Genomic DNA, 21,697 nt, shown 5'->3' with positions numbered 1-21,697 from the left:
CGCCTTGTGTTGAAGCCCCCATACGACCAATCTGGTGATGTACAGGAACGTGTTCTAGTTACCAGGAGGCTCGCGTGGGCAGTCCGGTGATCGTGGGAGCGGTGCGCACGCCCATAGGCAGGCGCAACGGCCGGTTGTCCGGCCTGCACGCTGCCGAGCTCCTCGGTGCGGCACAACGGGGTCTGCTTGACAGGACCGGTCTCGATCCGTCCACTGTCGAACAAGTCATCGGCGGCACCGTCACGCAGGCGGGCGAGCAGTCGAACAACATCACCCGCACCTCCTGGCTGCACGCGGGCCTGCCGCAGACCACCGGCTGCACCACCGTCGACGCCCAGTGCGGTTCGGCCCAGCAGTCCACGCACCTCATCGCGGGTCTCATCGCGGCGGGCGCCATCGACGCCGGCATCGCGTGCGGCGTCGAGGCCATGAGCCGCGTACCGCTGCGGTCGAACATCGGCGATTCCGGCATGCCGCGCCCCGACTCGTGGACCATCGACCTGCCCAACCAGTTCGTCGCCGCCGAACGGGTCGCGGAACGGCGTGGGATCGGGCGCGAGGAGGTCGACCGGTTCGGCGTGCAGTCGCAGAACCGGGCGCGTGCGGCGTGGGCGGCGGGCCGGTTCACGGCCGAGGTCGTGCCGGTGAAGGTCGGCGAGGACCTGGTGGACACCGATCAGGGGTTGCGGGACACGTCGCTCGAGGCCCTGGCGGCGTTGAAACCCGTGGTGCCGGACGGGGTGCACACCGCAGGCACGTCGTCACAGATCTCGGACGGCGCGTCAGCCGTGATGGTCGTGGACGAGGAGTTCGCGCGGGCGCACGGGTTGCGGCCACGCGCGAGGATCGTGACGCAGTGCCTGGTCGGCTCGGACCCGTACTACCACCTGGACGGGCCGGTGGACGCCACCGCGCGGTTGCTGGAGCGCAGCGGGATGAAGATGGCGGACATCGACCTGTTCGAGGTCAACGAGGCGTTCGCGTCGGTCGTGCTGTCGTGGGCGGCGGTGCATCGGCCGAACCTGGACCGGGTCAACGTCAACGGCGGGGCGATCGCTCTCGGGCACCCGGTCGGGAGCACGGGGACGCGGCTGATCACCACGGCGCTGCACGAGTTGGAGCGGCGGGACGCGACGACGGCATTGATCACGATGTGTGCGGGCGGCGCGTTGGCCACCGGCACGATCATCGAACGGATCTGAGGTCCTCCGCCGGGTACGGGGTCCGCCGGCTCTCGTGCTGGAAGTGGCGGTAGAAGTGCAGCCGGGGTGGAGTTCATGAACTCCACCCCGGCTGCTGTCTCCCGTTCGACCATCTCGCAGACGACTTCGAGGTCGTTCTGGCCGTTCAGTCAGTCGTGCAGGTGAGCGGTTACCGGGCTCCGTAGACCGGGGTCGGGTGATCGTCGGCGACCAGCTTGCGCACGACGCTTCCCAGCTCCTCCGGAGACCACCGTTCGCCCTTGTCGATCTCCGGACCGCGCTGCCACCCGTGCACCACGCAGACCCGCCCGCCGTCCACCTCGAACATCCGCCCTGTCACGTCCCCGGCCTCTTCGCTGCCGAGCCACACCACGAGCGGTGAGATGTTCTCCGGGGCCATCGCGTCGAACCCGTCCTCCGGCGCCGCCATCGACTCGGCGAACGTCGCCTCGGTCATCCTGGTCCGCGCGGCCGGCGCGATCGCGTTGACCGTGATCCCGTACCGGGCCAGTTCGGCGGCCGCCACCAGCGTCATCGACGCGATGCCCGCCTTGGCCGCCGAGTAGTTCGCCTGCCCGACGCTGCCGAACAGCCCGGCGCCCGACGACGTGTTGATCACCCGGCCCGACACCGCGCCACCGGTCTTGTGCACGGCACGCCAATGGGCGGCGGCGTGGTGCAGAGGGGCGAAGTGGCCCTTGAGGTGGACGCGGACGACCTCGTCCCACTCGTCCTCACCGCAGCTGACGATCATGCGGTCGCGCACGATGCCGGCGTTGTTCACGAGCACGTCCAGCCCGCCGAACGTCGTCACCGCGGCTTCGATCACGCGTGCGGCGCCGGCCCAGGTGCCCACGTCATCGGTGTTCACGACGGCACGTGGCCCGATCATGTCCGCCACTTCCTCCGCCACTGCCGCGGACAGGTCGTTGACCACGACGCGTGCTCCAGCAGCAGCGAACGCCAGCGCGTGCGCACGGCCGATGCCCCGCCCTGCACCCGTGACGATGACTACCCGGTCCTCGCAAAGCGTCATGACGAACCTCCATCGGTGTCCGCGGCAGAGAGGAACGCGGGTACCTCTCCCCCGCCGTGCACGACCAAAGTCGAACCGCTGACGTAAGACGCCAGCGGTGAAGCGAGGAACACGGCACACGCACCGACCTCGTCCGGCGACGCGAGCCGACCCAACGGCACAGTCCGGGCAACGGCAGCGATGCCTTCCTCGGAGCCGTAGTGAAGGTGGGACTGTTCGGTGCGGACCATGCCCACGGCCAGCGCGTTGACCCGCACTTTCGGCGCCCACTCGACCGCCAGCGACGCGGTCAGGTTGTCCAGCCCGGCCTTCGCGGCGCCATAAGCAGCGGTTCCCGGCGACGGTCGACGCCCGCTCACGCTGCTCACGTTCACGATCGACCCGCCGGAGGGCTGCGACCGCATCACCGCGTTCGCCGCCTGCGACACCAGCAGCGGTGCCAGCAGGTTCAGTTCGACGATCTTCTGGTGGAAGCGCGGCGAGGCCTTGTCGGCCAACGCGAACGGCGCACCGCCGGCGTTGTTCACCACGACGTCCAGCCGTCCGAAACGCTCGACGATCCCGGTCACCAGCCGGGAAACCTGGTCCGCATCACGGACGTCGCACGCCACGAAGGACGCTCCTGGCGCCTCGGCAGGACGCCGGGCGCAGGTCACGACCACCGCTCCGGCCGCGAGGAACGCGCGGGTGATCCCGAGGCCGACGCCCCGGACACCGCCCGTCACGAGGACGACTGCTCCGTCGAGGTTCAGTTCCACCAGCACCTACCCCGGTCGCTCCGGCGCTGCTAAGTTACCAAGCAATCGCTTGGTTCGGAAGGCGGCGCGATGGGAATCTCCAGCAGCCACACCGAAAACGGCATCATCGAAGTCACCATCGACTATCCACCGGTCAACGCGATCCCCTCGCGCGGCTGGTTCGAGCTGGCCGGGGAGATCACCCGCGCCGGCGAGGACCGGGAAGCGCGGGTCGTGATCCTGCGGGCCGAGAACCGCGGGTTCTGCGCGGGCGTCGACATCAAGGAGATGCAGCGCTCCCCCGGTCACGAGGCGCTCATCGCCGCGAACCGGGGTTGCGCCAAGGCTTTCGCGGCCGTGTACGACTGCGAGGTGCCGGTGATCGCCGCGGTGAACGGCTTCTGCCTCGGCGGTGGTGTCGGACTGGTCGGCAACGCGGACATCATCGTCGCGTCCGACGACGCGACGTTCGGGTTGCCCGAGGTCGACCGCGGCGCGCTCGGCGCGGCCACGCACCTGGCCCGGTTGGTGCCGCAGCACCTGATGCGGACGCTGTACTACACGGCCCGCAACGTCAGCGCGCAGACGCTGCACCACCACGGCAGCGTCGTAGAGGTCGTGCCGCGCGCACAGCTCGACGACGCGGCACGCGAGATCGCCAAGGAGATCGCGAAGAAGGACACGACGGTGATCCGCGCGGCCAAGGAAGCCATCAACGGCATCGACACGCAGCGCGTGCACACCAGCTACCGCTTCGAGCAGGGCTTCACCTTCGAGCTGAACCTCACCGGGGTGTCGGACGGCGCCCGGCAGGCCTTCCTGGACGGAAACCATGCGCGACAAGCGAATGACGGCTGACGAGGTCGTCGCCGGGATCAAGGACGGGATGACCGTCGGCATCGGCGGCTGGGGCTCCCGGCGCAAACCGATGACCCTGGTCAAGGCGATCCTCCGCAGTCAGGTCGAGGACCTGACGATCGTCACGTACGGCGGCCCGGACGCCGGGCTGCTGTGCGCGGCGGGCAAGGTGCGCAAGCTGGTCTACGGATTCGTCTCACTCGACACCATCCCGTACGACCCGTGGTTCAAGCGGGCCAGGGAGACCGGCGCGATCGAGGTGCTGGAGCTGGACGAGGGCATGTTCCAGACCGGGCTCAGGGCCGCCGCGCACCGCTTGCCGTTCCTGCCGATCAGGGCAGGCCTCGGCTCGGACGTGCTCACTTACGCGCCGGAGCTCAAGACCGTCCGTTCGCCTTATGACGACGGCGAGGAGCTGGTCGCGATGCCCGCGCTGAAGCTCGACGTGGCGCTGGTGCACCTCAACCGCGCGGACAAGCACGGCAACGCCCAGTACCTCGGGCCCGACCCGTACTTCGACGACCTGTTCTGCCTGGCCGCGGACCGGCGTTACGTCTCCTGCGAACAGATCGTGGACACGTTCGACGGACCTCCGCAAACCCTGCTGCTCAACCGGATGATGGTCGACGGTGTCGTGGAAGCACCGGGTGGGGCGGGCTTCACGAGCTGCGTGCCGGACTACCCGCGCGACGAGGCCCTCCAGCGCGAGTACGCCGCGGCGGCCGGTGACCTGGAGAAATGGCCGGCCTTCTACGAGAGGTTGCTGGGATGAGCGACATCACCAGGGCCGAGATCTGCGTGACGGCCTGCGCCGACCTGTTCGCGGGCGCCGGCGAGACGCTCGCCAGCCCGATGGGGCTCATCCCGTCCCTCGGCGCGAAACTGGCCCGCCTCACCACCGAACCGGACCTGCTGTTGTCCGACGGCGAGGCGTTCCTGCTCACGCCGGACTCCACTGTGGAGGGTTGGCTTCCGTACCGGAAGGTGTTCGACGTCGTCGCGCACGGCCGCCGGCACGTCGTGATGGGCGCGAACCAGGTCGACAGGTTCGGCAACCAGAACATCTCCGCGATCGGCGACCACGCCAGGCCCACGCGGCAGCTGCTCGGCTTCCGCGGCGCGCCCGGCAACACGATCAACCACCGCACCAGCTACTGGGTGCCGAAACACAGTCCGCGCGTGCTGGTCGAGGCCGTCGACGTGATCTCCGGCGTCGGTTACGACCACGCCGTCGGGCCGTTCCACGACATCCACCGGGTCGTCACCAACCTCGCCGTGCTCGACTTCGGCACCCCGGACCACTCGATGCGCGTCCTCTCGGTGCATCCGGGCGTTTCCGTTGACGAGGTGCAGAAGCAGACGTCGTTCCCGTTGGCAGCCGACAACGTCACCGAGACCCGGCTGCCGACCGACGAGGAACTCGAGCTGATCCGCACGAAGCTCGATCCGGACAGCAAGCGGGACAGGGAAGTCCCGTCATGAGAACCGCGCTGACCGACCTGATCGGCATCAGGCATCCGGTGGTGCAGACCGGCATGGGCTGGGTCGCCGGCCCACGGCTGGTGTCCGCGACCGCCGAGGCGGGCGGGCTCGGCATCCTGGCCTCGGCCACGATGACCTACGCCGAACTCGAAGCCGCCATCGAGGAAACCCGCTCCCGCACGTCCGAACCGTTCGGCGTGAACCTGCGCGCGGACGCCCAGGACGCACCGGAACGCGTCGACCTGTTGATCCGCGAGCAGGTGAAGGTCGCTTCCTTCGCGCTGGCCCCGAAACCGGACATGATCGCGAAGCTCAGCGACGCCGGCGTCGTCGTGATCCCGTCGATCGGCGCGGCCAGGCACGCGGAGAAGGTCGCGAAGTGGGGCGCCCACGCGGTGATCGTGCAGGGCGGCGAGGGCGGCGGCCACACCGGTGGCGTGGCGACGACCCTGTTGCTCCCGAGCGTGCTCGACGCCGTGGACATCCCGGTGATCGCGGCCGGTGGGTTCTTCGACGGACGCGGCCTGGCGGCAGCACTCGCGTACGGCGCGGCCGGGATCGCGATGGGCACGAGGTTCCTGCTCACTCAGGAGAGCACGGTGCCGGACGCGGTCAAAACCGCCTACCTGCAACGAGATCTGAACGGAACGGTCGTCACGACCCGCGTCGACGGCCTGCCGCACCGGGTCCTGCGCACCGATCTCGTCAACCACCTGGAGAAGTCCGGCAGGCTCAGCAGCCTCACGAGAGCGATCACCAACGCGGCGAGGTTCCGTCAGCACACCGGCCTGTCCTGGAACCAGATGATCCGCGAGGGCCTGGCCATGAAGCACGGCAAGGACCTCACGTGGTCCCAGGTGATCATGGCCGCGAACACGCCGATGCTGCTGCGCGCCGGCCTGGTCGAGGGCAGGACCGACGCGGGCGTGCTCGCCTCCGGTCAGGTCGCCGGCCTGCTCGACGACCTGCCCACGTGCGAAGAACTGATCACCACCATCGTCACCGACGCCGAGAAGATCATCGACAGGCTCAGAGACGTTCGATGATGGTCACGTTGGCCTGACCGCCGCCCTCGCACATCGTCTGCAACCCGTACCGGCCACCGGACCGCTCCAGCTCGTGCAGCAACGTGGTGAACAACTTCGTACCGGTCGCACCGATCGGATGGCCCAGCGCCAGCGCGCCCCCGTTGACGTTGACCCGGCCCAGATCGATCTTGAGTTCCTTGGCCCAGGCCATGGCGACGGACGCGAACGCCTCGTTGATCTCGAACAGGTCGATGTCGGAGAGCGACATCCCGGCGCGCTCCAACGCATAGCGGGTGGCGCGGATCGGCGCGGTCAGCATGTAGATCGGGTCCGAGCCGCGGGCGGACATGTGGTGCACCCGAGCCCTGGGCGTCAGCTTGTGCTCGCGCACAGCCTGTTCCGACACCACCAGCACGGCCGAAGCACCATCGGAGATCTGCGACGACAGCGCGGCGGTCGTCCGTCCACCCGGCCGCAACGGTTGCAGCGCAGCCATCTTCTCGGCACTGGTGTCCGGCCGCGGGCACTCGTCGGCCGCGACTCCGTTGACCGGCGCGATCTCCCGGTCGAACCGGCCTTCCTTGATGGCGGTGATCGCCCGCAAGTGGCTCTGCAGCGCGTACTCCTCCATGTCCCGCCGCGAGAGATCCCACCGGACGGCGATCAGGTCGGCCGCGCGGAACTGGTTGACCTCCTCGTCGCCGTACCGGTGCCGCCAGCCCTCACAACCGTCGAACGGGCTCACCGTCATCGCCGATCCGATCGGCACCTGCGACATGTTCTGCACGCCACCCGCGACCACGACGTCGGCCGTGCCGCTCATGACCGCCTGCGCCGCGAAGTGCAGCGCCTGCTGACTCGACCCGCACTGCCGGTCGACGGTCACGCCCGGCACCTGCTCGGGGAAACCGGCGGCCAGCCAGGAAGTACGGGCGATGTCGCCCGCCTGCGGCCCCACGGTGTCCACGCACCCGAAGATCACGTCGTCCACGTCGGTCGGATCGACGTCCACGCGGTTGAGCAGCGCCGTGATCACGTGCGCGCCGAGATCGGCGGGATGCACGTGGCTCAGCTCACCGCCACGCCTGCCCGCCGGGGTCCGCACAGCCTCGATGATGTACGCCTCGGCCACGAGGGCCCTCCTTCTACGTCTACGACTTCGTCCGCCGCCTGCCCGTGGCGATTCCGTCGAGCAAGATCGCGAGATACTGATCGGCGACTGCCTCCGCTGACAGTCCGCCGTCCGGCCGGTACCAGCGCACGGCCACCCACACGGTGTCGCGGATGAACCGATAAGCGAGATCCACGTCGAGATCGGCGCGGAACACGCCCGCGCCCATGCCGTCCTCCAGCAGCATCGTCCACAGCTTGCGGAACTCCACGTTGCGGTCCTCGATGTAGGAGAACCGCTCCAGCGGCATGAGGTGCTTGGACTCGTTCTGGTAGATCGCGACCTCGGCGTGCCGGGTGTCGATCGCCTCGAACGACGCCACGACCAGCGCCTTCAACGTCTGCTTCGGCTCCAGGCCGGCCTCGACGATCTCCCGGTACCGCGTGAACAGCTCGTCCAGGAAGCTCCGCAGGATCTCGTCCACCATCGACTCCTTCGAGTCGAAGTGGTGGTAGAGGCTGCCGGACAGGATGCCCGCCGCGTCCGCGATGTCGCGCACGGTCGTCTGCCCGTACCCGCGTTCGGCGAACATCCGCGCCGCCAACGCGAGCAGTTCCTGCCTGCGGCCGCTCATCGGTCGGTCCTTCCTCATGGGTGCTGACTGCTCACCGAGACGACCTCACCCGTCAGGTACGACGAGTAGTCGCTGGCGAGGAACACGATCACATTCGCGACCTCCCAGGGCTCGGCGGCGCGCCCAAAGGCCTCCCTGGACGCGAGCTCGGTCAGCAACTCCTCACTGGTGACCTTGGTCAAGAACGGGTGCGCCGCCAAGCTCGGGGCGACCGCGTTCACCCGGATGCCGTGCTCGGCCACGTCCATCGCGGCGCATCTGGTGAGCGCCATGACTCCCGCTTTCGCGGCCGCGTAATGGGCTTGACCCTTCTGGGCGCGCCAGCCGATCACACTGGAGTTGTTAACGACGACACCGCTTCGTTGGACGACCATTTGGCGTAATGCGGCCCTGGTGCAGCGGAAGGTTCCGTTCAGCGTCACGTCCAGCACCCGCGACCACTCGTCGTCGGTCATGTCCAGCATCGACTTCTCGCCGCCGAGGCCGGCGTTGTTGACCATCACGTCGATCCGGCCGAAGCGCTGCACCGTCTCGTCGATGAGCGTCTGCACGTGCTGCTCGTTGGTGACGTCGCACGGGATCGCGTGATCGGTGCCGAGCGCCTCGTGGGTTTCCTTGAGGCGGCGCTCGTGCCAGTCGCTGATGATCACCGTCGCGCCCTCTTCGAGGCAGCGTTTCGCGGTGGCCGAGCCGATGCCGGTACCGGCGGCCGCGGTCACCACGACGACTTTGTCCTTCAGCAGGTCGTGGCCGTTCACCTGTGCTCACTCCCTCTGGGCAGTCCCAGGATCCGGTGGGCGATGATCTCGCGCTGGATCTCGTCCGAACCGCCGTAGATCGTCTCCGCGCGGCTGAACAGGAACATGCGCTGCCACTCGGCGCCGTCGATCATCGACTCGGGCCCGAGGGCGTCCATCGCGAGCTCACCGAGCCTGCGGTGCCAGCTTCCCCAGAACAGCTTCAGCACGGACGCCTCCGGTCCCGGCTCGTCGTTCAGCGTTCTCAGCGTGTGCGAGCGCATGACGTGCAGTTCGAGCCACGCCCTGGTGAGCCGCTCGTCGTCCGGGGCCTTCGCCACGATCGCGTCGAGCTGCCGGCGGAAGCTCACCTGGTGACCGAGCATCGCGGTGCCGCGTTCGAAGCCGAGCGTGGCCATCGCGATCTTCCAGCCCTCGCCGGGCTGCCCGACGACGTTCTCCCGTGCCGTGACCGCGCCGTCGAAGAAGACCTCGTTGAACTCGGAGGTGCCGGTGAGCTGGCGGATCGGCCGCACCTCGACGCCCGGCTGGTCCATCGGCACGAGCAGGTACGAGAGGCCCTGGTGGCGCTGGGAACCCGGTTCCGTCCGGCACAGCACGAAGATCCAGTCCGAGTAGTGCGCGTTCGACGTCCAGATCTTCTGGCCGTTGATCACCCACCGGTCGCCGTCGAGGGTCGCCTTCGTCCGCACGTTCGCCAGGTCGGAGCCCGCGCCCGGTTCCGAGTAGCCCTGGCACCACAACTCGTCGAGGCTCCGGATCTTGGGCAGGAAGCGTTCTTTCTGCTCAGGCGTGCCGAACGCGATGAGCGTCGGGCCCAGCAGTCCCTCGCCCACGATGTCGACCTTCGCGGGCGCGTCGGCCTCCGCGTACTCCTCGTGGAAGACGACCTGCTCGGAGACGCTGCGCTCGCCGGGCCAGCCGAGGCACGTCCACCCGTGTGCAGCCAGGTGCCGGTGCCACCGCAGCCGTCCCTTGAACGCCTCGTGCTCGCGGCCGGGTCCACCCAGGCCGCGCAGCTCAGCGAACTCACCGACGAGGTTGGCGGACAACCATTCCCGCACCTCGCGCCGGAAGGACTCCATGCGCCATACTCTAACCTACCAAGCACTTGCTTTGGTGGGCCCTTGGAGGCTTCTGTGGCCAACGTTCCAAGCAGGCAAACGGTTTCAGCCGTGCTCGATCGCGCTGCTGCTTCGTACATCGACGCGGATGCGTTGGTGGACGGGGAGGTTCGCCTCACCTGGACAGAGCTGCGTTCGGCGGTGCTGGACGCGGCACGCGCACTCGCGGGAATGGGTGTGCGGCCGGGAGATCGGGTGGCCTTGTGCGCGCCGAACTCCCGTCACTGGGTGGTCGCGGCCCTTGGGGCGTTGCACGCGGGCGCGGCGCTGGTGCCGATCAACACCCGGTTCACCGCGACGGAGACGTTGGACGTGTTGCGACGCGGTGCCGCTCGCGTGCTGATCGTCGAGGGCGAGTTCCTCGGGCGTGACCGGGAGGCCGAACTGCGGGCGTTGTCGCCTGATCTGCCCGTGGTGGTGCGACTACCTGCCGAATGGGTCGCCGCCGATGTCGATCTGCCCGCTCTGACTGAAGACCAGCTCTGCGACGTCATGTTCACGTCGGGCACGACCGGGCGCAGCAAGGGAGCGATGAGCGCGCACCGGCAGTCACTCGGGGTGGCCGAGGCCTGGGCCTCCTGCGGCGAGCTGACGTCCGCCGATCGCTATCTGATCGTCAACCCCTTCTTCCACACCTTTGGTTACAAGGCGGGGATTCTGGCCTGTCTGCTGACCGGGACGGCGATCGTGCCGCAGCCGGTGTTCGACGTCGTGGAGACGATGCGGCTGATCGAACGGGAACGGATCACCGTGCTGCCGGGACCACCGACGATCTTCCAGGCGTTGCTCGACCATCCCGAACGCGGCTCGTTCGACCTGTCCAGTCTGCGGCTCGCGGTGACCGGGGCGGCGGTGGTGCCGGTGGTGTTGATCGAACGGATGCGGGCGGAGCTGTCGCTGACCGTGCTCACCGCCTACGGGCTGACCGAGGCCGTCGTCGCCACCATGTGCCGGCCAGGCGACTCACCGGAGACGGTCGCGCACACGTGCGGGGCGCCGATGGCGGGGTTCGAGCTTCGGCTGGGCAAGCAGGACGAGGTGTTGCTGCGCGGGCCGAACGTGATGCTCGGCTACCTCGACGACCCGGAAGCCACCGCCGCGGCCATCGACACCGACGGCTGGCTGCACACCGGCGACGTCGGGCGGATCGACGAACGTGGTTACCTCTCGATCACCGACCGGCTCAAGGACATGTACATCTGCGGTGGTTTCAACGTCTACCCCGCCGAGATCGAGCAGGCGCTCGCCCGGCTGCCGGGAGTCGCGGAGTCCGCCGTGGTCGGGACCTTCGACGAACGGCTCGGCGAGGTCGGGGTGGCACACGTCGTCACCTCACCCGGCGTGTCGCTGACCTCGGACGAGGTGATCGCGTTCTGCCGTGAGCGGTTGGCGAACTACAAGGTGCCGCGTGCCGTCGAGTTCCACCCGGCGCTCCCCCGCAACGCCATGGGCAAGGTCCTCAAAACCCAACTGCGCAAGGAGAACGCGTGACTGTCTCGTATGAGCGGCGGGACGCGGCCGCCGTCGTGACCATGAACCGGCCGGAGTACCGCAACGCGCAGAACTCGGCGATGACCTACGCGTTGGACGAGGCCTTCACGCGCGCGGTCGACGACGACGAGGTCAAGGTGATCGTGCTGGCCGGCGCGGGCGACCACTTCTCGGCGGGCCACGACATCGGTTCACCGGGCCGGGACGTTGACATGTCGTTCGAGCGCAAGGCCGTGATGTGGTGGGACCACGTCGGTCGCGAGGGCGGTGATCTCCGGTTCGCCCGCGAGATGGAGGTCTACCTCGGGATGTGCCGGCGGTGGCGGGAGATCCCGAAGCCGACGATCGCGATGGTGCAGGGCGCGTGTGTCGCCGGTGGCCTGATGCTCGCCTGGGTGTGCGACCTGATCGTCGCCGCCGAGGACGCGTTCTTCGCCGATCCCGTGGTGCGCATGGGGATTCCGGGCGTCGAGTACTTCGCCCACCCGTGGATGCTCGGTCCGCGCGCCGCGAAGGAGGTGCTGTTCACCGGCGACCGCTTCTCGGCCCAGCGCGCCTACGAGTGGGGCATGGTCTCGCGGGTCGTCCCGCGGGCCGAGCTGGAATCCTCGACTTTCCAGCTGGCGTCGCGGATCTCGGCGATGCCGCGGTTCGGGCTGGCGCTGGCGAAGAAGGCGGTCAACCAGTCCGAGGACCTGATGGGCATGCGCGCCGGAATGGACTCCGTGTTCGGCCTGCACCACTTCGCCCACGCGCACAACGCCGAGGTGAGCACAGACGCGTTGGCCGGCATGGACGCCCGTTCGATGAAGAAGGCCTCCAGCTGATGGACCTCTCCCTGGACGCTGAGACGCTGGAGTTCCAGGCCGAGGTGCGCTCGTGGCTGGCCGCACACGTGCGGCCGCTGTCCTCAATGGACACCGAGCTGGGCTTCGAGGAGCACCGCTCGTGGGAACGCCTGCTGGCGTCTTCGAGGCTGTCGGTGGTCTCCTGGCCTCGCGAGTTCGGCGGCCGGGAAGCGTCGCTGCTGCAGTGGCTGGTGTTCGAGGAGGAGTACCACGCGGCGGGCGCACCGGGCCGCGTCTCGCAGAACGGCATCTTCCTGCTGGCGCCAACGTTGTTCGCGCACGGCACCGACGAACAACGCGCCCGGATCCTGCCCTCGATGGCCCGCGGCGACGAGGTGTGGGCGCAGGCGTGGTCCGAACCCGAAGCCGGGTCCGACCTGGCGTCGTTGCGCAGCACGGCGGTGCGGACCGACGGCGGCTGGCTGGTGCGAGGCCAGAAGACCTGGAGCTCACGGGCGGCGTTCGCGGACCGCGCGTTCGGCCTGTTCCGCACCGGCCCAGGCGAACGTCACCGCGGCCTGACCTACCTGCTGTTCGACCTGCGGTCTTCCGGCGTCACCGTCCGGCCGATCAACCAGCTCGACGGCGAGCCCGGTTTCGCGGAGATCTTCCTGGACGACGTGTTCGTGCCGGACCGCGACGTGGTGGGCGAGGTAGGCGACGGCTGGCGGGTAGCGATGAGCACGGCGGGCAACGAACGCGGCCTCACCCTGCGCAGCCCCGGCCGGTTCACCGCCGCCGCCGGCCGGTTGGTTGAGCTGTACCGCAAGAACCCCGATCCTGCCTTGCGAGACCGGGTCGTCGACGCGTGGATCGGCGCGCAGGCGTACCGGCTGCACACGTTCGGCGCCCTCGCGAACCCGCCGTCCGGGCCGGCGGCGAGCGTCACGAAGGTGTTCTGGTCCGAACTGGACGTGTCGATCCACGAGACGGCGCTCGACCTGCTCGGGGAGGTCGCCCCGGGGTGGCAGGACGGGTGGCTGTTCTCGCTCTCGGGGCCGATCTACGCGGGGACCAACGAGATCCAGCGCAACGTGATCGCCGAACGAATCCTGGGGCTGCCGAGATGATGTTCACGCTGTCGCCCGAGCAGACGGACTTCGCCGGGGTGCTGCACGGGTTTCTCGGGGCGGGGAAACGGGATCTTGCGTCGATCGGGGCCGACGAGGTGACCGACCCGGTCGATCTCGTGGTGGTGTTCGAGGAGTTGGGGCATCACGCGGTGGCGGGGCCGTTGATCGAGTCGCTGGCGGTGGTACCAGAGTTGCTGGGGAGGGCTGGAGCTGGCGGCGGTGCTGGCGCTGGCGGCGGGGCTGGAGCTGGCGGCGGGGCTGGAGCTGGCAGCGGGGCTGGAGCTGGCAGCGGGGCTGGAGCTGGCAGCGGGGCTGGACGCGGCAGCGGGGCTGGAGCGGGCGCTGGCGGCGGAATCGGCGTTGGGGCTGGGGTTGAGGTCTGCTCGGTGGCCTTCCCGCCTCTCGTCCCCCACGCCGTAGCAGCCGATCGCTACCTCCTAGTCGAGGGCGACACCCTCCGCGAGGCCTCCCCCACCGCCGAACTCACCTCGGTCGACCCCGGCCGCCGCCTCGTCGAACTCTCCGCCGGCCCGGTCATCGCCACCGACGTCCCGGCCGCCCACGCCCTCAACCTCGGCGTCCTCACCTGCTCGGCCCAACTCCTCGGCCTCGGCCGCGCGATGCTGGAGATGTCCACCGCCCACGTCCTGGCGCGCACCCAGTTCGGCAAACCGATCGGCCAGTTCCAGGCCGTGAAGCACCACCTCGCGAACGTCCTGATCGGACTGGAGATGGCCAGGCCGCTGGTGTTCGGCGCGGCCGTGACCATGACGACGCGCGACGTCTCGGCCGCCAAGGTCGCCACGTCCGACGCCGCCTGGCAGGCCGCTCGCATCGCCCTGCAGGTCCACGGCGCGATCGGTTACACCGCCGAGCACGAACTCAGCCGGTTCCTGTTGCAGACCCGAGCCCTCCGCACCGCGTGGGGCAGCCCGTCGATGCACCGAGCGCGTGTGCTGGAGGCGTTGTGACCGAGGAACAAGAAGCGCTCCGCGACGCCGTACGCAGCCTGCTGGAGAAACACTCCGACGTCCGGTCCGCGATCGAGACCCCGCACGGCTACGACAAAGCCGTGTGGGCCAGGTTGTGCGACATCGGCGTGCTCCCGATCCCCGAGCACTACGGCGGATCGGGCGCCGGCCTCGCGGAAACCGCGACAGCCCTGGAAGAGCTCGGCCGGACTCTCACCCCGGCGCCGCTGCTGTCCTCCACCCTGGCCGTCCAGGCGCTCCTGGCCAGCGGAAACGAGGAGGCGTGCGGACGGTTGCTGCCGCGGATCGCGAACGGGACGGTCGCCGCGCTCGTCTGGCCGTGGGACAACGCCGAGACCAGCCTGGACGGCACGACCCGCTACGTCGTCGACGGCGACCTCGCCGAGATCCTGCTCGTGACGGACGGCGTCTTCCTGTACGAAGTCGACCTCAACCAGCCGGGCGTCACCCGCGAACACACGCCGACCATGGACCTGACCCGCCGTCTCGCCACCATCACCCTGGCCGGCGCGTCCACCACCCGCCTCGGCCCGTGGTCGCCACAGGTCCGTGAGATCGCGCTGGCCGCGTTGAGCGCGGAACAGGTCGGTGCCGCCGCCAGAGCACTCGAACTCACCGTCGAGTACACGAAGACGAGGGTCCAGTTCGGCAAACCGCTCGCCTCGTTCCAAGCGCTGAAGCACCGCATGGCCGACATGCACGTTCTCGTGGAAACAGCCAGGTCAGCGTCGCAGGCCGCCACCGACGAGGTGTCCGCGGCGGTGGCGAAGGTCTACTGCTCCGAGGCGTTCTTCAAGGTCGCGAGCGAGATGGTGCAGTTGCACGGCGGAATCGCGATCACCTGGGAGCACGACGCGCACCTGTACTTCAAGCGGGCGCACGGCAGCGGCCAGTTGTTCGGCAGCCCGCGCGTCCACCTGGACCGACTCGCTCGTTCCAGCCGCAGTTGATCATTTCGGTGCATAGACTCCGCTCGTGGACGAGCAAATCCTGGATCCGGACGGCGCACGCGAGCGGCTGGCCGCGTGGAAGGGCCGGATCGACAAGCTGGCCTCCGACACGAAGTCGATGAGCGACCAGCTCCAGGGTGTGCGGATCGTCGCGAAGGACCCCGCTGGGCTGGCCGAGGTCACGATCGACTCGACCGGCTCGATGACGGGCCTGAAGCTCACCGACCGGATCAGCACCAGCGCGCCGGAGACGGTGGCGGCGACGATCATGTCCACGCTCGCGGACGCCCGCAAGCAGCTCGCGCAGCGGTCGAAGGAGATCGTCGCGGAGACCATCGGCACCGAGACGGCGGCCGGACGCGCCATCGTGGAGAGCGTCAGCCGGCAGCTGGGCGCCGACGAGCCGAAACCCGTTGCCCGGCGCGCGCCGGACGACGACGACAACAGCGCGGAGATCTACACCGAGGAGCGCTGGTGACCGGGTTCAACGTCGAGGCGGAGCAGCTGCGGGCACACGCGGGCAGCATCGACGCGATCAAGCAGCGGTTCGCGAAGGTCAAGTCCGCCAGCTCCCACATCACGGCGGACTCCCAGGCGTACGGCGTGCTGTGCGGGTGGATCTCCGGCGTGCTGGAGGGCAGGCACACCGACATCGACGCCGTGATCGCCACCGTCGAGAGCAACCTCGAGCTCGTCGCGAAGGAACTGCGCGCCAGCGCGGACTCCTACGCGGCGGCCGACCAGGACAACGCCGCGAAGCTCCGTGCGGCCGGAGGTGGACAGTGACCGAGGGTTCCCTGGTCGCGCCGGTCCAGTCGTCCAGGGAGGCCTGGACGGGCTCCAGCCTCGCGGACGGCATCGAGGGGCTCGTCGACGCGATCAAGAGCGAGGGCTGGGTCGACGACGCGATCGCCGGCGCGTCGCTCGGTGTCGACGTCGCGGCGAGCGTGATGGACCCGATCAGCGCGTTGCTCGCCAACGGGCTCGGCTGGGCGATCGAGTACTTCGCCCCGTTGCGCGAGATGCTCGACGAGCTGACCGGCAAGCAGGACGTGGTCAGGTCGCACGCCGCGACGTGGAACAACATGGCGACCGAGCTCGCCGACATGGCCACCGATCTGCGCGCGGACCTGGAGAGCGACCTGCTCGGCTGGGAGGGCGAGGCGTCGGAGGCCTACCAGCGGTTGATGGTCAACAACGTCAACGCCATCGGTGGCCTGTCCGCGATCGCGGCGGCGATGGCGGCCGCCACGGAGGGCGCGGGCGCCCTGGTCGAGATGACCCGCGAGATCGTCCGCGACCTGATCGCCGACCTGGTGGCCAGGGTGATCGTGTGGGCGGTCGAGGCGATCTTCCTGATCACGATCCCGGTGATCGCGACGCAGATCGTCGCGGCCGTCGTCAAGTGGGCGGGTCGCATCCTCACCTACACCACCGCCCTGATCACCAGCCTGACCAACCTCACGAAGCTGCTGAACGGATAGGGCTCGATGACCGGGAAACCCAGGACTCCGGGCGGCGGCGGCACCCCGAGCGGCACGCCGAAGAAGAAACCGTCCCAGCAACACGGCAACATCAACGCGGGCGCCGGTCTGACCAGCGCGACGAAAGCCGCCGCGCAGACCGCTCAGGCGGGCACGCCCGGCGGTGGGTCGGGCAGCACGGGCACCCCGGCGGGCAAACCGGGCAACCAGAACACCCCGCCGACCAAGAAGCCGTTGCCGGCCAGGCCGACCACGCCGCCCAAAGCCGACGACATCCACCACAGCGATGCGTCCAAAGAGCACATCATCCACGGCGACGGCGGCAAACAGGGCGGCCACCTCGCGGGTACCGGGTTCTCGAACAAGACCGAGTTCCCGAAGGGCTGGGACGAGGCCAAGATCCTCGACGCGGCCCACCAGGTCACCCAGTCCGGGCAGCCGGTGACCGGCCCGAAGCCCACCAAGGACGCCAACGGCGACCCGGCGTGGGCTTACAACTACGAGGGCATGGTCGACGGAGTCCTCGTCCGGACCACGGTGCTGTCGAACGGCGAGATCCGCACGTCGTTCCCGCCGGACGCCACGAACCCCGGCGTCATCCTCAACCCGCCCGCGCCGACCCCGGCCCCGCAGGGCATCCCACAGGGCAACCCGCCGCGCTACAGCAACCCCGCCGCCGGCGGCGACGGCAGCTGGACCTGGGAGGGACCGAAGGGCGACCGTGTCATCAGGATCGTCCAGGACGATCAGGGTAACGTCACCAAAACCGATCTCGGCCCGTACAAAAAGAAGTGAAAACCATGGATGTGAAGACCTACGCGACGGTCACCGACCTGTGCGCGCGGCTCGCGGGCCGGTTGGAAGACGACACCCTGCGTTCGGTGCGCGAGGACTACTTCGGTGGCGAGCCGGCGCAGGCCGAAGCGACCCTGCTGCTGTCCATGGCGTACGAGAACATCGGCATCACGGCCGAGGAGCGCGAGCTCATCGCGTCCACATTGGATGATCCGGACAGCCCGGACCTGGCCGCGGTGCCGGGCATCGACGAGGTACCGCCACTGCCGTACCGCTTCAGCGCCAACGCTCCCGCCTCCGCGCCGGACCCGAGCAGGGCGGACATCGTGCTGTCCGCCGACGCCGCACGCCATGGTGGACGCAGGTTGCGCCGGGCCTGGAGGGAGCCGCTGGACGGCGCGCCCGACGTGGCGAAGTGGGTGTACGTGTTGCAGGCGCACGAGAACGCGAACCTGCTGGGTGCGTTCGCCGGGCTGTCCGGACGGTTGTGGGTGGTGCTGCAGGAGAAGTGGCCGCTGGAGGTCGTGGTCGAGGGCAGGCTGCTGCCGCCGTACCAGGCCGCCGCGGTGACCGTGGCGCCGCAGATCTGGAGCCTCTAAGCCTGCCCGAGCACTCGTCGGAAGGTTGGGCACTCCATGTGTGACGGCGCCGGGCAGGCCGCCGCGTGGCGCAGGTCGTCGCGCATGGACGTGAGCTTGCGGATCGTCGCGTCCAGCTCGTCCGCCTTCGCCGCGAGCATCGCGCGGTTCGGGCTCGGGCGACCGTCCGGCGCGAACATCAGCAGGACCTCTTCCAGCGAGAACCCGGCCGACCTGCACACCGCGATCAACGCCAGCTGTTCCAGCACCGAGGTCGAGAACACGCGTGCCAGCCCCCGGCGGCGCACCGAGGTGATCAGGCCGCGTTCCTCGTAGTAGCGCAGAGTGGACGCCGGCACGCCGGAGCGCCGCACCACCTCGCCGATCCCGATTTCATCCACGACACTTGACCTCAAGCCGACTTGAAGTAGGACGGTACGAGCATGACATCAGAGGTCAACAGCGCCCAGGCCGAGTGGTGGAACGCCGCCGGACGGGGCTGGGCCCAGGCACAGGACATCGTGGACCTGGTTCTCAAGCCGTTCCAGGACCTGCTCGTGGAAGCCGCACGGCAGCGGCCGCGCGAGCGGGTGCTCGACGTCGGCTGTGGCACCGGCGGTGTGACACGGGCGATCGCGGACGCTCTCGACGGGACGAGGTGCGTCGGCCTCGACATCTCCGAGTCGATGCTGGCCGCGGCGCGAGAGCACGGGCAAGCGGAGTTCCTGCTGGCCGACGCGCAGGTCCACGTGTTCGAGGAGCGCTTCGACCTGATCGTCTCGCGGTTCGGGGTCATGTTCTTCGACGATCCGGCCGCCGCGTTCCGCAACCTGCTGCACGCCTCGGCGCCGGACGGTGAGCTGTGCTTCATCACGTGGCGCACGCCCGAGGAGAACCCGTTCATGACGGCCGCCTCCCGGGCCGCCGCGTCGTTGCTGCCCGACGCGCCGGCTCCTGATCCGGACGGACCGGGGCCGTTCTCGCTCGCGGACGCCGCCAAGACCCGGAAGATCCTCGAAGAGGCCGGCTGGAGTGGGATCGGCATCAGCGCGGTGGACCGGATCTGCACGATGCCCGAGTCGCTGCTGGTCCCGTACCTGAGCAATCTCGGACCGATCTCCCGTGCGCTCAAGGAGGCCGACGAGTCCGTGCGGCCGCAGCTGATGGCGCAGGTCCGGAGCGCGTTCGACGAGTTCGTGCACGGCGACGAAGTGCGGGTTCCCGGTGCGTGCTGGCAGGTCACCGCGTCAGCTCCACTCTGACTGGCGCTGCCAGGTCATCAGGTTGTCCAGCACCTCGCCGGACCATCCGCGGGTGTCGAGCTCGGCGTGTGAGGCGTAGCGGCCGCGGTAGAACAGCAGCGGCTGCGCGTCCCGCGTCGGGCCGAGTTCGACGACCTCGCCGACGACCACGTGGTGGTCGCCGGCGTCGTGCACCACCGTGACCTGGCAGTCGATCCACGTCAGAGCGCCGTCGAGCACGGGAGCACCGGTGCTCGACGGCGTCCAGGCCACGCCCGCGAACTTGTCCGCGCCGGCCCTCCCGAACACCGTCGACACCTCACGCTGGTCCTCCGCCAGCACGTTCACGCAGAACGAGCCCGTCGACGCCATCGCCGCCCAGCTGCGCGAAGTCCGTTGTGGACAGAACAGCACCAGCGGCGGGTCCAGCGACAGGGCCGCGAACGACTGGCAGGCGAACCCGACCGGCCCGTCCGCGGACATGCCGGTCACCACGGTCACCCCGGTGCAGAAGTGACCGAGTACGGAACGGTACTGGGCTGCTATTTCTGACTGCATTACTTCTGGTGGCCAACGCTGAAGTCGTGTCCCCACAGGCTCACCGCCGTGCTTTCGCGTGCGATCCAATCCTCATCGGACACCTGCCGTCCCTCACAGCCGAACTCGACGTCGAACCCGCCTGGTGTCTTCATGTAGAACGACAGCATCAGGTCGTTGACGTGCCTGCCGAGCGTTGCCGACATCGGCACCTTCTTGCGCATCGCGCGGTCCAGCGTCAGGCCCACATCGTCGGTGTTCTCGACCTCGACCATGAGGTGCACGATCCCGCTCGGCGTCGGCATCGGCAGGAACGCGAGGCTGTGGTGGCGCGGGTTGCAGCCGAAGAACCGCAGCCACGCGGGCGGTCCGTCGGCGGGCCTGCCGACGAACTGCGGCGGCAGCCGCATCGAGTCGCGCAACCGGAAGCCCAGCACGTCGCGGTAGAAGTGCAGCGCGGCCTCATCGTCCGATGTGGACAGCACGACGTGCCCGAGGCCCTGCTCCTCGGTCACGAACCGGTGCCCGTACGGCGACACCACGCGCCGGTGTTCCAAAGCCGCGCCGTGGAAGACTTCGAGGGTGTTGCCGGACGGGTCCTCGAACCTGATCAGCCCGTTCACCCGCCGCTCAGCGAGGTCTTCGGCGCTGCCCTCGACGTACGCGACACCGGCAGAGGCCAGCCGCTTCGCCACCTCGTCGAGTTCCGCCTCGGTCGCCGCCTCCCAGCCCGACGCCTGCAGCTTGTCGGACTCACCGGGCACGATCACCAATCGCGCCGGGAAGTCGTCCATCCGCAGGTACAAAGCACCTTCGGTGGAGCCCTTGCCCTCGACCATGCCGAGGACCTTCAGTCCGAACTCGCGCCACCTGGCCATGTCGGTGGCCTCGATCCGGAGATATCCCAGCGAACGGATCCCCATCACGCCTCCGTCAAGAAATCAGTGGCCAGCCGGTTGAACTCGTCGAACTTCTCCAGCTGGGCCCAGTGCCCACACCCGCCGAACACGTGCAGCTGTGCACGCGGAATCAGCTTCATCGCCAGCAGAGCGCCGTCCAGCGGGTTGACGCGGTCTTCGCGGCCCCAGACGAGCAGCACCCGTTGGCGCAGCTTGTAAGCCTCCCGCCAGAGCATGCCCTGCTCGAAGTCCGGTCCGGCGAACGACTTGCCCAACGCGGCCATGGCGCGCAACGACTCCGGCTTCGACGCGGCCTCGAACCGTTCGTCGATCAGCTCGTCGGTGACCAGCGACTGGTCGAACACCATGATCCGCAAGAACTCCGCAATTCTCTCTCGCGTTGGATCCTTCGCGAACGCGCTGAGCTTGCGCACACCTTCGGTCGGGTCCGGCGAGAACACGTTTAGCGACAACCCACCCGGTCCCATGAGCACGAGCCTGCCCGCTCGTTTGCCGTAGTCCAGGGCGAACCGGACCGCGGTGCCGCCGCCGAGCGAGTTGCCGAGGATGTGTGCCTGCTCGACCCCCAGCTCGTCGAGCAGGTCGTTCAAAGCCCTTGCCGCGAAGGTGAAGTACTGGTCGTGCTCGGCGGGCTTGTCGGACTGGCCGTAACCGGGCAGGTCCACGGCCAGCACGCGGAACGACTTCGCGAACACCGGGATGTTGCGGCCGAAGTTGCTCAACGACGACGCGCCTGGTCCGCCGCCGTGCAGCAGGACCAGCGTCTCGGCGTGGTCCGCACCGGCTTCGTGGTAGTGCAACCGAACCTTCACAGCACT

26 protein-coding genes are annotated in these 21,697 nt (G+C 68.9%); 16 read left to right on the top strand and 10 right to left on the bottom strand.

Annotation, left to right across the window (positions count from 1 at the left end; genetic code table 11):
- The first annotated feature begins 74 nt into the window (after positions 1 to 74).
- The gene (locus SK803_RS03875) at positions 75 to 1,202 is read left to right on the top strand and encodes a steroid 3-ketoacyl-CoA thiolase (protein ID WP_319964329.1); all 1,128 of its coding nucleotides are present in this window, start codon (positions 75 to 77) and stop codon (positions 1,200 to 1,202) included.
- Between the two features lie 169 nt (positions 1,203 to 1,371).
- Here SK803_RS03875 and SK803_RS03870 read toward each other — a convergent pair whose 3' ends face one another.
- Positions 1,372 to 2,238: an SDR family oxidoreductase gene (locus tag SK803_RS03870; RefSeq protein ID WP_319964328.1), complete on the bottom strand. Its 867-nt coding sequence runs from the start codon at positions 2,236 to 2,238 to the stop codon at positions 1,372 to 1,374.
- Positions 2,235 to 3,002, bottom strand: a complete 768-nt coding sequence (locus SK803_RS03865; protein WP_319964327.1) for an SDR family oxidoreductase — start codon at positions 3,000 to 3,002, stop codon at positions 2,235 to 2,237. Before SK803_RS03865 ends, SK803_RS03870 begins: the two co-directional genes overlap by 4 nt.
- A gap of 63 nt (positions 3,003 to 3,065) precedes the next feature.
- Here SK803_RS03865 and SK803_RS03860 point away from each other — a divergent pair, with 63 nt between their 5' ends.
- Genes SK803_RS03860 through SK803_RS03845 form a run of 4 tightly spaced genes read left to right on the top strand, consistent with a single transcriptional unit; the run spans position 3,066 to position 6,361 of the window.
- Entirely contained in the window at positions 3,066 to 3,833 is a 768-nt protein-coding gene (locus SK803_RS03860; protein WP_319964326.1) for an enoyl-CoA hydratase family protein, read from the top strand.
- Positions 3,808 to 4,605, top strand: coding sequence for a CoA transferase subunit A (locus SK803_RS03855; RefSeq protein WP_319964325.1), 798 nt, complete (start codon positions 3,808 to 3,810; stop codon positions 4,603 to 4,605). The genes SK803_RS03860 and SK803_RS03855 overlap by 26 nt, the downstream gene beginning before the upstream one ends.
- Positions 4,602 to 5,315 carry a CoA-transferase subunit beta gene (locus tag SK803_RS03850; protein WP_319964324.1) on the top strand — a complete coding sequence of 238 codons (714 nt, stop codon included), beginning with the start codon at positions 4,602 to 4,604 and terminating at the stop codon, positions 5,313 to 5,315. The genes SK803_RS03855 and SK803_RS03850 overlap by 4 nt, the downstream gene beginning before the upstream one ends.
- The gene (locus SK803_RS03845; protein WP_319964323.1) at positions 5,312 to 6,361 is read left to right on the top strand and encodes an NAD(P)H-dependent flavin oxidoreductase; all 1,050 of its coding nucleotides are present in this window, start codon (positions 5,312 to 5,314) and stop codon (positions 6,359 to 6,361) included. Before SK803_RS03850 ends, SK803_RS03845 begins: the two co-directional genes overlap by 4 nt.
- Here the strand turns inward: SK803_RS03845 and SK803_RS03840 are convergent.
- From SK803_RS03840 to SK803_RS03825, 4 genes are read right to left on the bottom strand one after another with little or no spacing between them, the layout of a single operon-like run.
- On the bottom strand, positions 6,345 to 7,475 hold the full coding sequence (locus SK803_RS03840) for an acetyl-CoA C-acetyltransferase (RefSeq protein WP_319964322.1): 1,131 nt from the start codon (positions 7,473 to 7,475) through the stop codon (positions 6,345 to 6,347). The genes SK803_RS03845 and SK803_RS03840 overlap by 17 nt on opposite strands.
- Positions 7,476 to 7,494: 19 nt before the next feature.
- On the bottom strand, positions 7,495 to 8,088 hold the full coding sequence (locus SK803_RS03835; RefSeq protein ID WP_319964321.1) for a TetR/AcrR family transcriptional regulator: 594 nt from the start codon (positions 8,086 to 8,088) through the stop codon (positions 7,495 to 7,497).
- A 14-nt stretch (positions 8,089 to 8,102) separates the two neighbouring features.
- Positions 8,103 to 8,846, bottom strand: coding sequence for an SDR family oxidoreductase (locus tag SK803_RS03830; RefSeq protein WP_319964320.1), 744 nt, complete (start codon positions 8,844 to 8,846; stop codon positions 8,103 to 8,105).
- Positions 8,843 to 9,931, bottom strand: coding sequence for an acyl-CoA dehydrogenase family protein (locus SK803_RS03825; protein WP_319964319.1), 1,089 nt, complete (start codon positions 9,929 to 9,931; stop codon positions 8,843 to 8,845). The genes SK803_RS03830 and SK803_RS03825 overlap by 4 nt, the downstream gene beginning before the upstream one ends.
- Positions 9,932 to 9,973: 42 nt before the next feature.
- On the opposite strand from SK803_RS03825, the gene SK803_RS03820 reads away from it, so the two are divergent.
- The 10 genes from SK803_RS03820 (at position 9,974) to SK803_RS03775 (ending at position 18,202) form a co-directional block, all read left to right on the top strand.
- The gene (locus SK803_RS03820; RefSeq protein ID WP_406601477.1) at positions 9,974 to 11,461 is read left to right on the top strand and encodes a FadD3 family acyl-CoA ligase; all 1,488 of its coding nucleotides are present in this window, start codon (positions 9,974 to 9,976) and stop codon (positions 11,459 to 11,461) included.
- Positions 11,458 to 12,288: an enoyl-CoA hydratase gene (locus tag SK803_RS03815; protein WP_319964317.1), complete on the top strand. Its 831-nt coding sequence runs from the start codon at positions 11,458 to 11,460 to the stop codon at positions 12,286 to 12,288. The genes SK803_RS03820 and SK803_RS03815 overlap by 4 nt, the downstream gene beginning before the upstream one ends.
- On the top strand, positions 12,288 to 13,379 hold the full coding sequence (locus tag SK803_RS03810) for an acyl-CoA dehydrogenase family protein (RefSeq protein WP_319964316.1): 1,092 nt from the start codon (positions 12,288 to 12,290) through the stop codon (positions 13,377 to 13,379). Before SK803_RS03815 ends, SK803_RS03810 begins: the two co-directional genes overlap by 1 nt.
- Before the next feature lie 389 nt (positions 13,380 to 13,768).
- Positions 13,769 to 14,353 (top strand): acyl-CoA dehydrogenase family protein, encoded by a 585-nt coding sequence (locus tag SK803_RS03805; protein WP_319964315.1) that lies wholly within the window; start codon positions 13,769 to 13,771, stop codon positions 14,351 to 14,353.
- The gene (locus SK803_RS03800; protein WP_319964314.1) at positions 14,350 to 15,324 is read left to right on the top strand and encodes an acyl-CoA dehydrogenase family protein; all 975 of its coding nucleotides are present in this window, start codon (positions 14,350 to 14,352) and stop codon (positions 15,322 to 15,324) included. Before SK803_RS03805 ends, SK803_RS03800 begins: the two co-directional genes overlap by 4 nt.
- Positions 15,325 to 15,349: 25 nt before the next feature.
- Positions 15,350 to 15,802: a YbaB/EbfC family nucleoid-associated protein gene (locus SK803_RS03795; protein ID WP_319964313.1), complete on the top strand. Its 453-nt coding sequence runs from the start codon at positions 15,350 to 15,352 to the stop codon at positions 15,800 to 15,802.
- Positions 15,799 to 16,110 (top strand): type VII secretion target, encoded by a 312-nt coding sequence (locus SK803_RS03790; protein ID WP_319964312.1) that lies wholly within the window; start codon positions 15,799 to 15,801, stop codon positions 16,108 to 16,110. Before SK803_RS03795 ends, SK803_RS03790 begins: the two co-directional genes overlap by 4 nt.
- Complete coding sequence (locus SK803_RS03785) at positions 16,107 to 16,808, top strand: WXG100 family type VII secretion target (protein WP_319964311.1); 702 nt, start codon at positions 16,107 to 16,109, stop codon at positions 16,806 to 16,808. The genes SK803_RS03790 and SK803_RS03785 overlap by 4 nt, the downstream gene beginning before the upstream one ends.
- A gap of 6 nt (positions 16,809 to 16,814) precedes the next feature.
- Entirely contained in the window at positions 16,815 to 17,603 is a 789-nt protein-coding gene (locus SK803_RS03780; RefSeq protein WP_319964310.1) for an EndoU domain-containing protein, read from the top strand.
- 5 nt (positions 17,604 to 17,608) lie between these two features.
- Positions 17,609 to 18,202: a hypothetical protein gene (locus tag SK803_RS03775; protein ID WP_319964309.1), complete on the top strand. Its 594-nt coding sequence runs from the start codon at positions 17,609 to 17,611 to the stop codon at positions 18,200 to 18,202.
- Here the strand turns inward: SK803_RS03775 and SK803_RS03770 are convergent.
- Positions 18,199 to 18,582, bottom strand: coding sequence for a helix-turn-helix domain-containing protein (locus SK803_RS03770; RefSeq protein WP_319964308.1), 384 nt, complete (start codon positions 18,580 to 18,582; stop codon positions 18,199 to 18,201). The genes SK803_RS03775 and SK803_RS03770 overlap by 4 nt on opposite strands.
- A 42-nt stretch (positions 18,583 to 18,624) precedes the next feature.
- Between SK803_RS03770 and SK803_RS03765 the strand changes: the two genes are divergently transcribed.
- Positions 18,625 to 19,443: a class I SAM-dependent methyltransferase gene (locus tag SK803_RS03765; RefSeq protein ID WP_319964307.1), complete on the top strand. Its 819-nt coding sequence runs from the start codon at positions 18,625 to 18,627 to the stop codon at positions 19,441 to 19,443.
- Here the strand turns inward: SK803_RS03765 and hsaB are convergent.
- The 3 genes from hsaB to hsaD are packed head-to-tail and all read right to left on the bottom strand — an operon-like array spanning position 19,429 to position 21,691.
- Positions 19,429 to 19,980: a 3-hydroxy-9,10-secoandrosta-1,3,5(10)-triene-9,17-dione monooxygenase reductase subunit gene (hsaB, locus tag SK803_RS03760; RefSeq protein ID WP_319964306.1), complete on the bottom strand. Its 552-nt coding sequence runs from the start codon at positions 19,978 to 19,980 to the stop codon at positions 19,429 to 19,431. The genes SK803_RS03765 and hsaB overlap by 15 nt on opposite strands.
- A complete protein-coding gene (hsaC, locus tag SK803_RS03755; RefSeq protein WP_319964305.1) occupies positions 19,980 to 20,882 on the bottom strand; it encodes an iron-dependent extradiol dioxygenase HsaC in 903 nt (300 codons plus the stop codon). Before hsaC ends, hsaB begins: the two co-directional genes overlap by 1 nt.
- Entirely contained in the window at positions 20,882 to 21,691 is an 810-nt protein-coding gene (hsaD, locus tag SK803_RS03750; protein ID WP_319964304.1) for a 4,5:9,10-diseco-3-hydroxy-5,9,17-trioxoandrosta-1(10),2-diene-4-oate hydrolase, read from the bottom strand. The genes hsaC and hsaD overlap by 1 nt, the downstream gene beginning before the upstream one ends.
- Positions 21,692 to 21,697 lie beyond the last annotated feature (6 nt).

This window comes from Lentzea miocenica, from assembly GCF_033949945.1.
Taxonomy (GTDB): Bacteria; Actinomycetota; Actinomycetes; order Mycobacteriales; family Pseudonocardiaceae; genus Lentzea; species Lentzea miocenica.
The sequence above is the reverse complement of the archived record's forward strand: the minus strand, read 5'-3'. Positions and strand labels throughout refer to the sequence as shown.

Coding starts and splice junctions, on each gene's coding strand:
- SK803_RS03870 (WP_319964328.1), bottom strand. CDS start 2,238: ATGACGCTTTGCGAGGACCGGGTAGTCATCGTCACGGGTGCAGGGCGG.
- SK803_RS03860 (WP_319964326.1), top strand. CDS start 3,066: ATGGGAATCTCCAGCAGCCACACCGAAAACGGCATCATCGAAGTCACC.
- SK803_RS03855 (WP_319964325.1), top strand. CDS start 3,808: ATGCGCGACAAGCGAATGACGGCTGACGAGGTCGTCGCCGGGATCAAG.
- SK803_RS03850 (WP_319964324.1), top strand. CDS start 4,602: ATGAGCGACATCACCAGGGCCGAGATCTGCGTGACGGCCTGCGCCGAC.
- SK803_RS03845 (WP_319964323.1), top strand. CDS start 5,312: ATGAGAACCGCGCTGACCGACCTGATCGGCATCAGGCATCCGGTGGTG.
- SK803_RS03835 (WP_319964321.1), bottom strand. CDS start 8,088: ATGAGCGGCCGCAGGCAGGAACTGCTCGCGTTGGCGGCGCGGATGTTC.
- SK803_RS03825 (WP_319964319.1), bottom strand. CDS start 9,931: ATGGAGTCCTTCCGGCGCGAGGTGCGGGAATGGTTGTCCGCCAACCTC.
- SK803_RS03810 (WP_319964316.1), top strand. CDS start 12,288: ATGGACCTCTCCCTGGACGCTGAGACGCTGGAGTTCCAGGCCGAGGTG.
- SK803_RS03780 (WP_319964310.1), top strand. CDS start 16,815: ATGACCGGGAAACCCAGGACTCCGGGCGGCGGCGGCACCCCGAGCGGC.
- SK803_RS03775 (WP_319964309.1), top strand. CDS start 17,609: ATGGATGTGAAGACCTACGCGACGGTCACCGACCTGTGCGCGCGGCTC.
- SK803_RS03765 (WP_319964307.1), top strand. CDS start 18,625: ATGACATCAGAGGTCAACAGCGCCCAGGCCGAGTGGTGGAACGCCGCC.
- hsaB (WP_319964306.1), bottom strand. CDS start 19,980: ATGCAGTCAGAAATAGCAGCCCAGTACCGTTCCGTACTCGGTCACTTC.
- hsaC (WP_319964305.1), bottom strand. CDS start 20,882: ATGGGGATCCGTTCGCTGGGATATCTCCGGATCGAGGCCACCGACATG.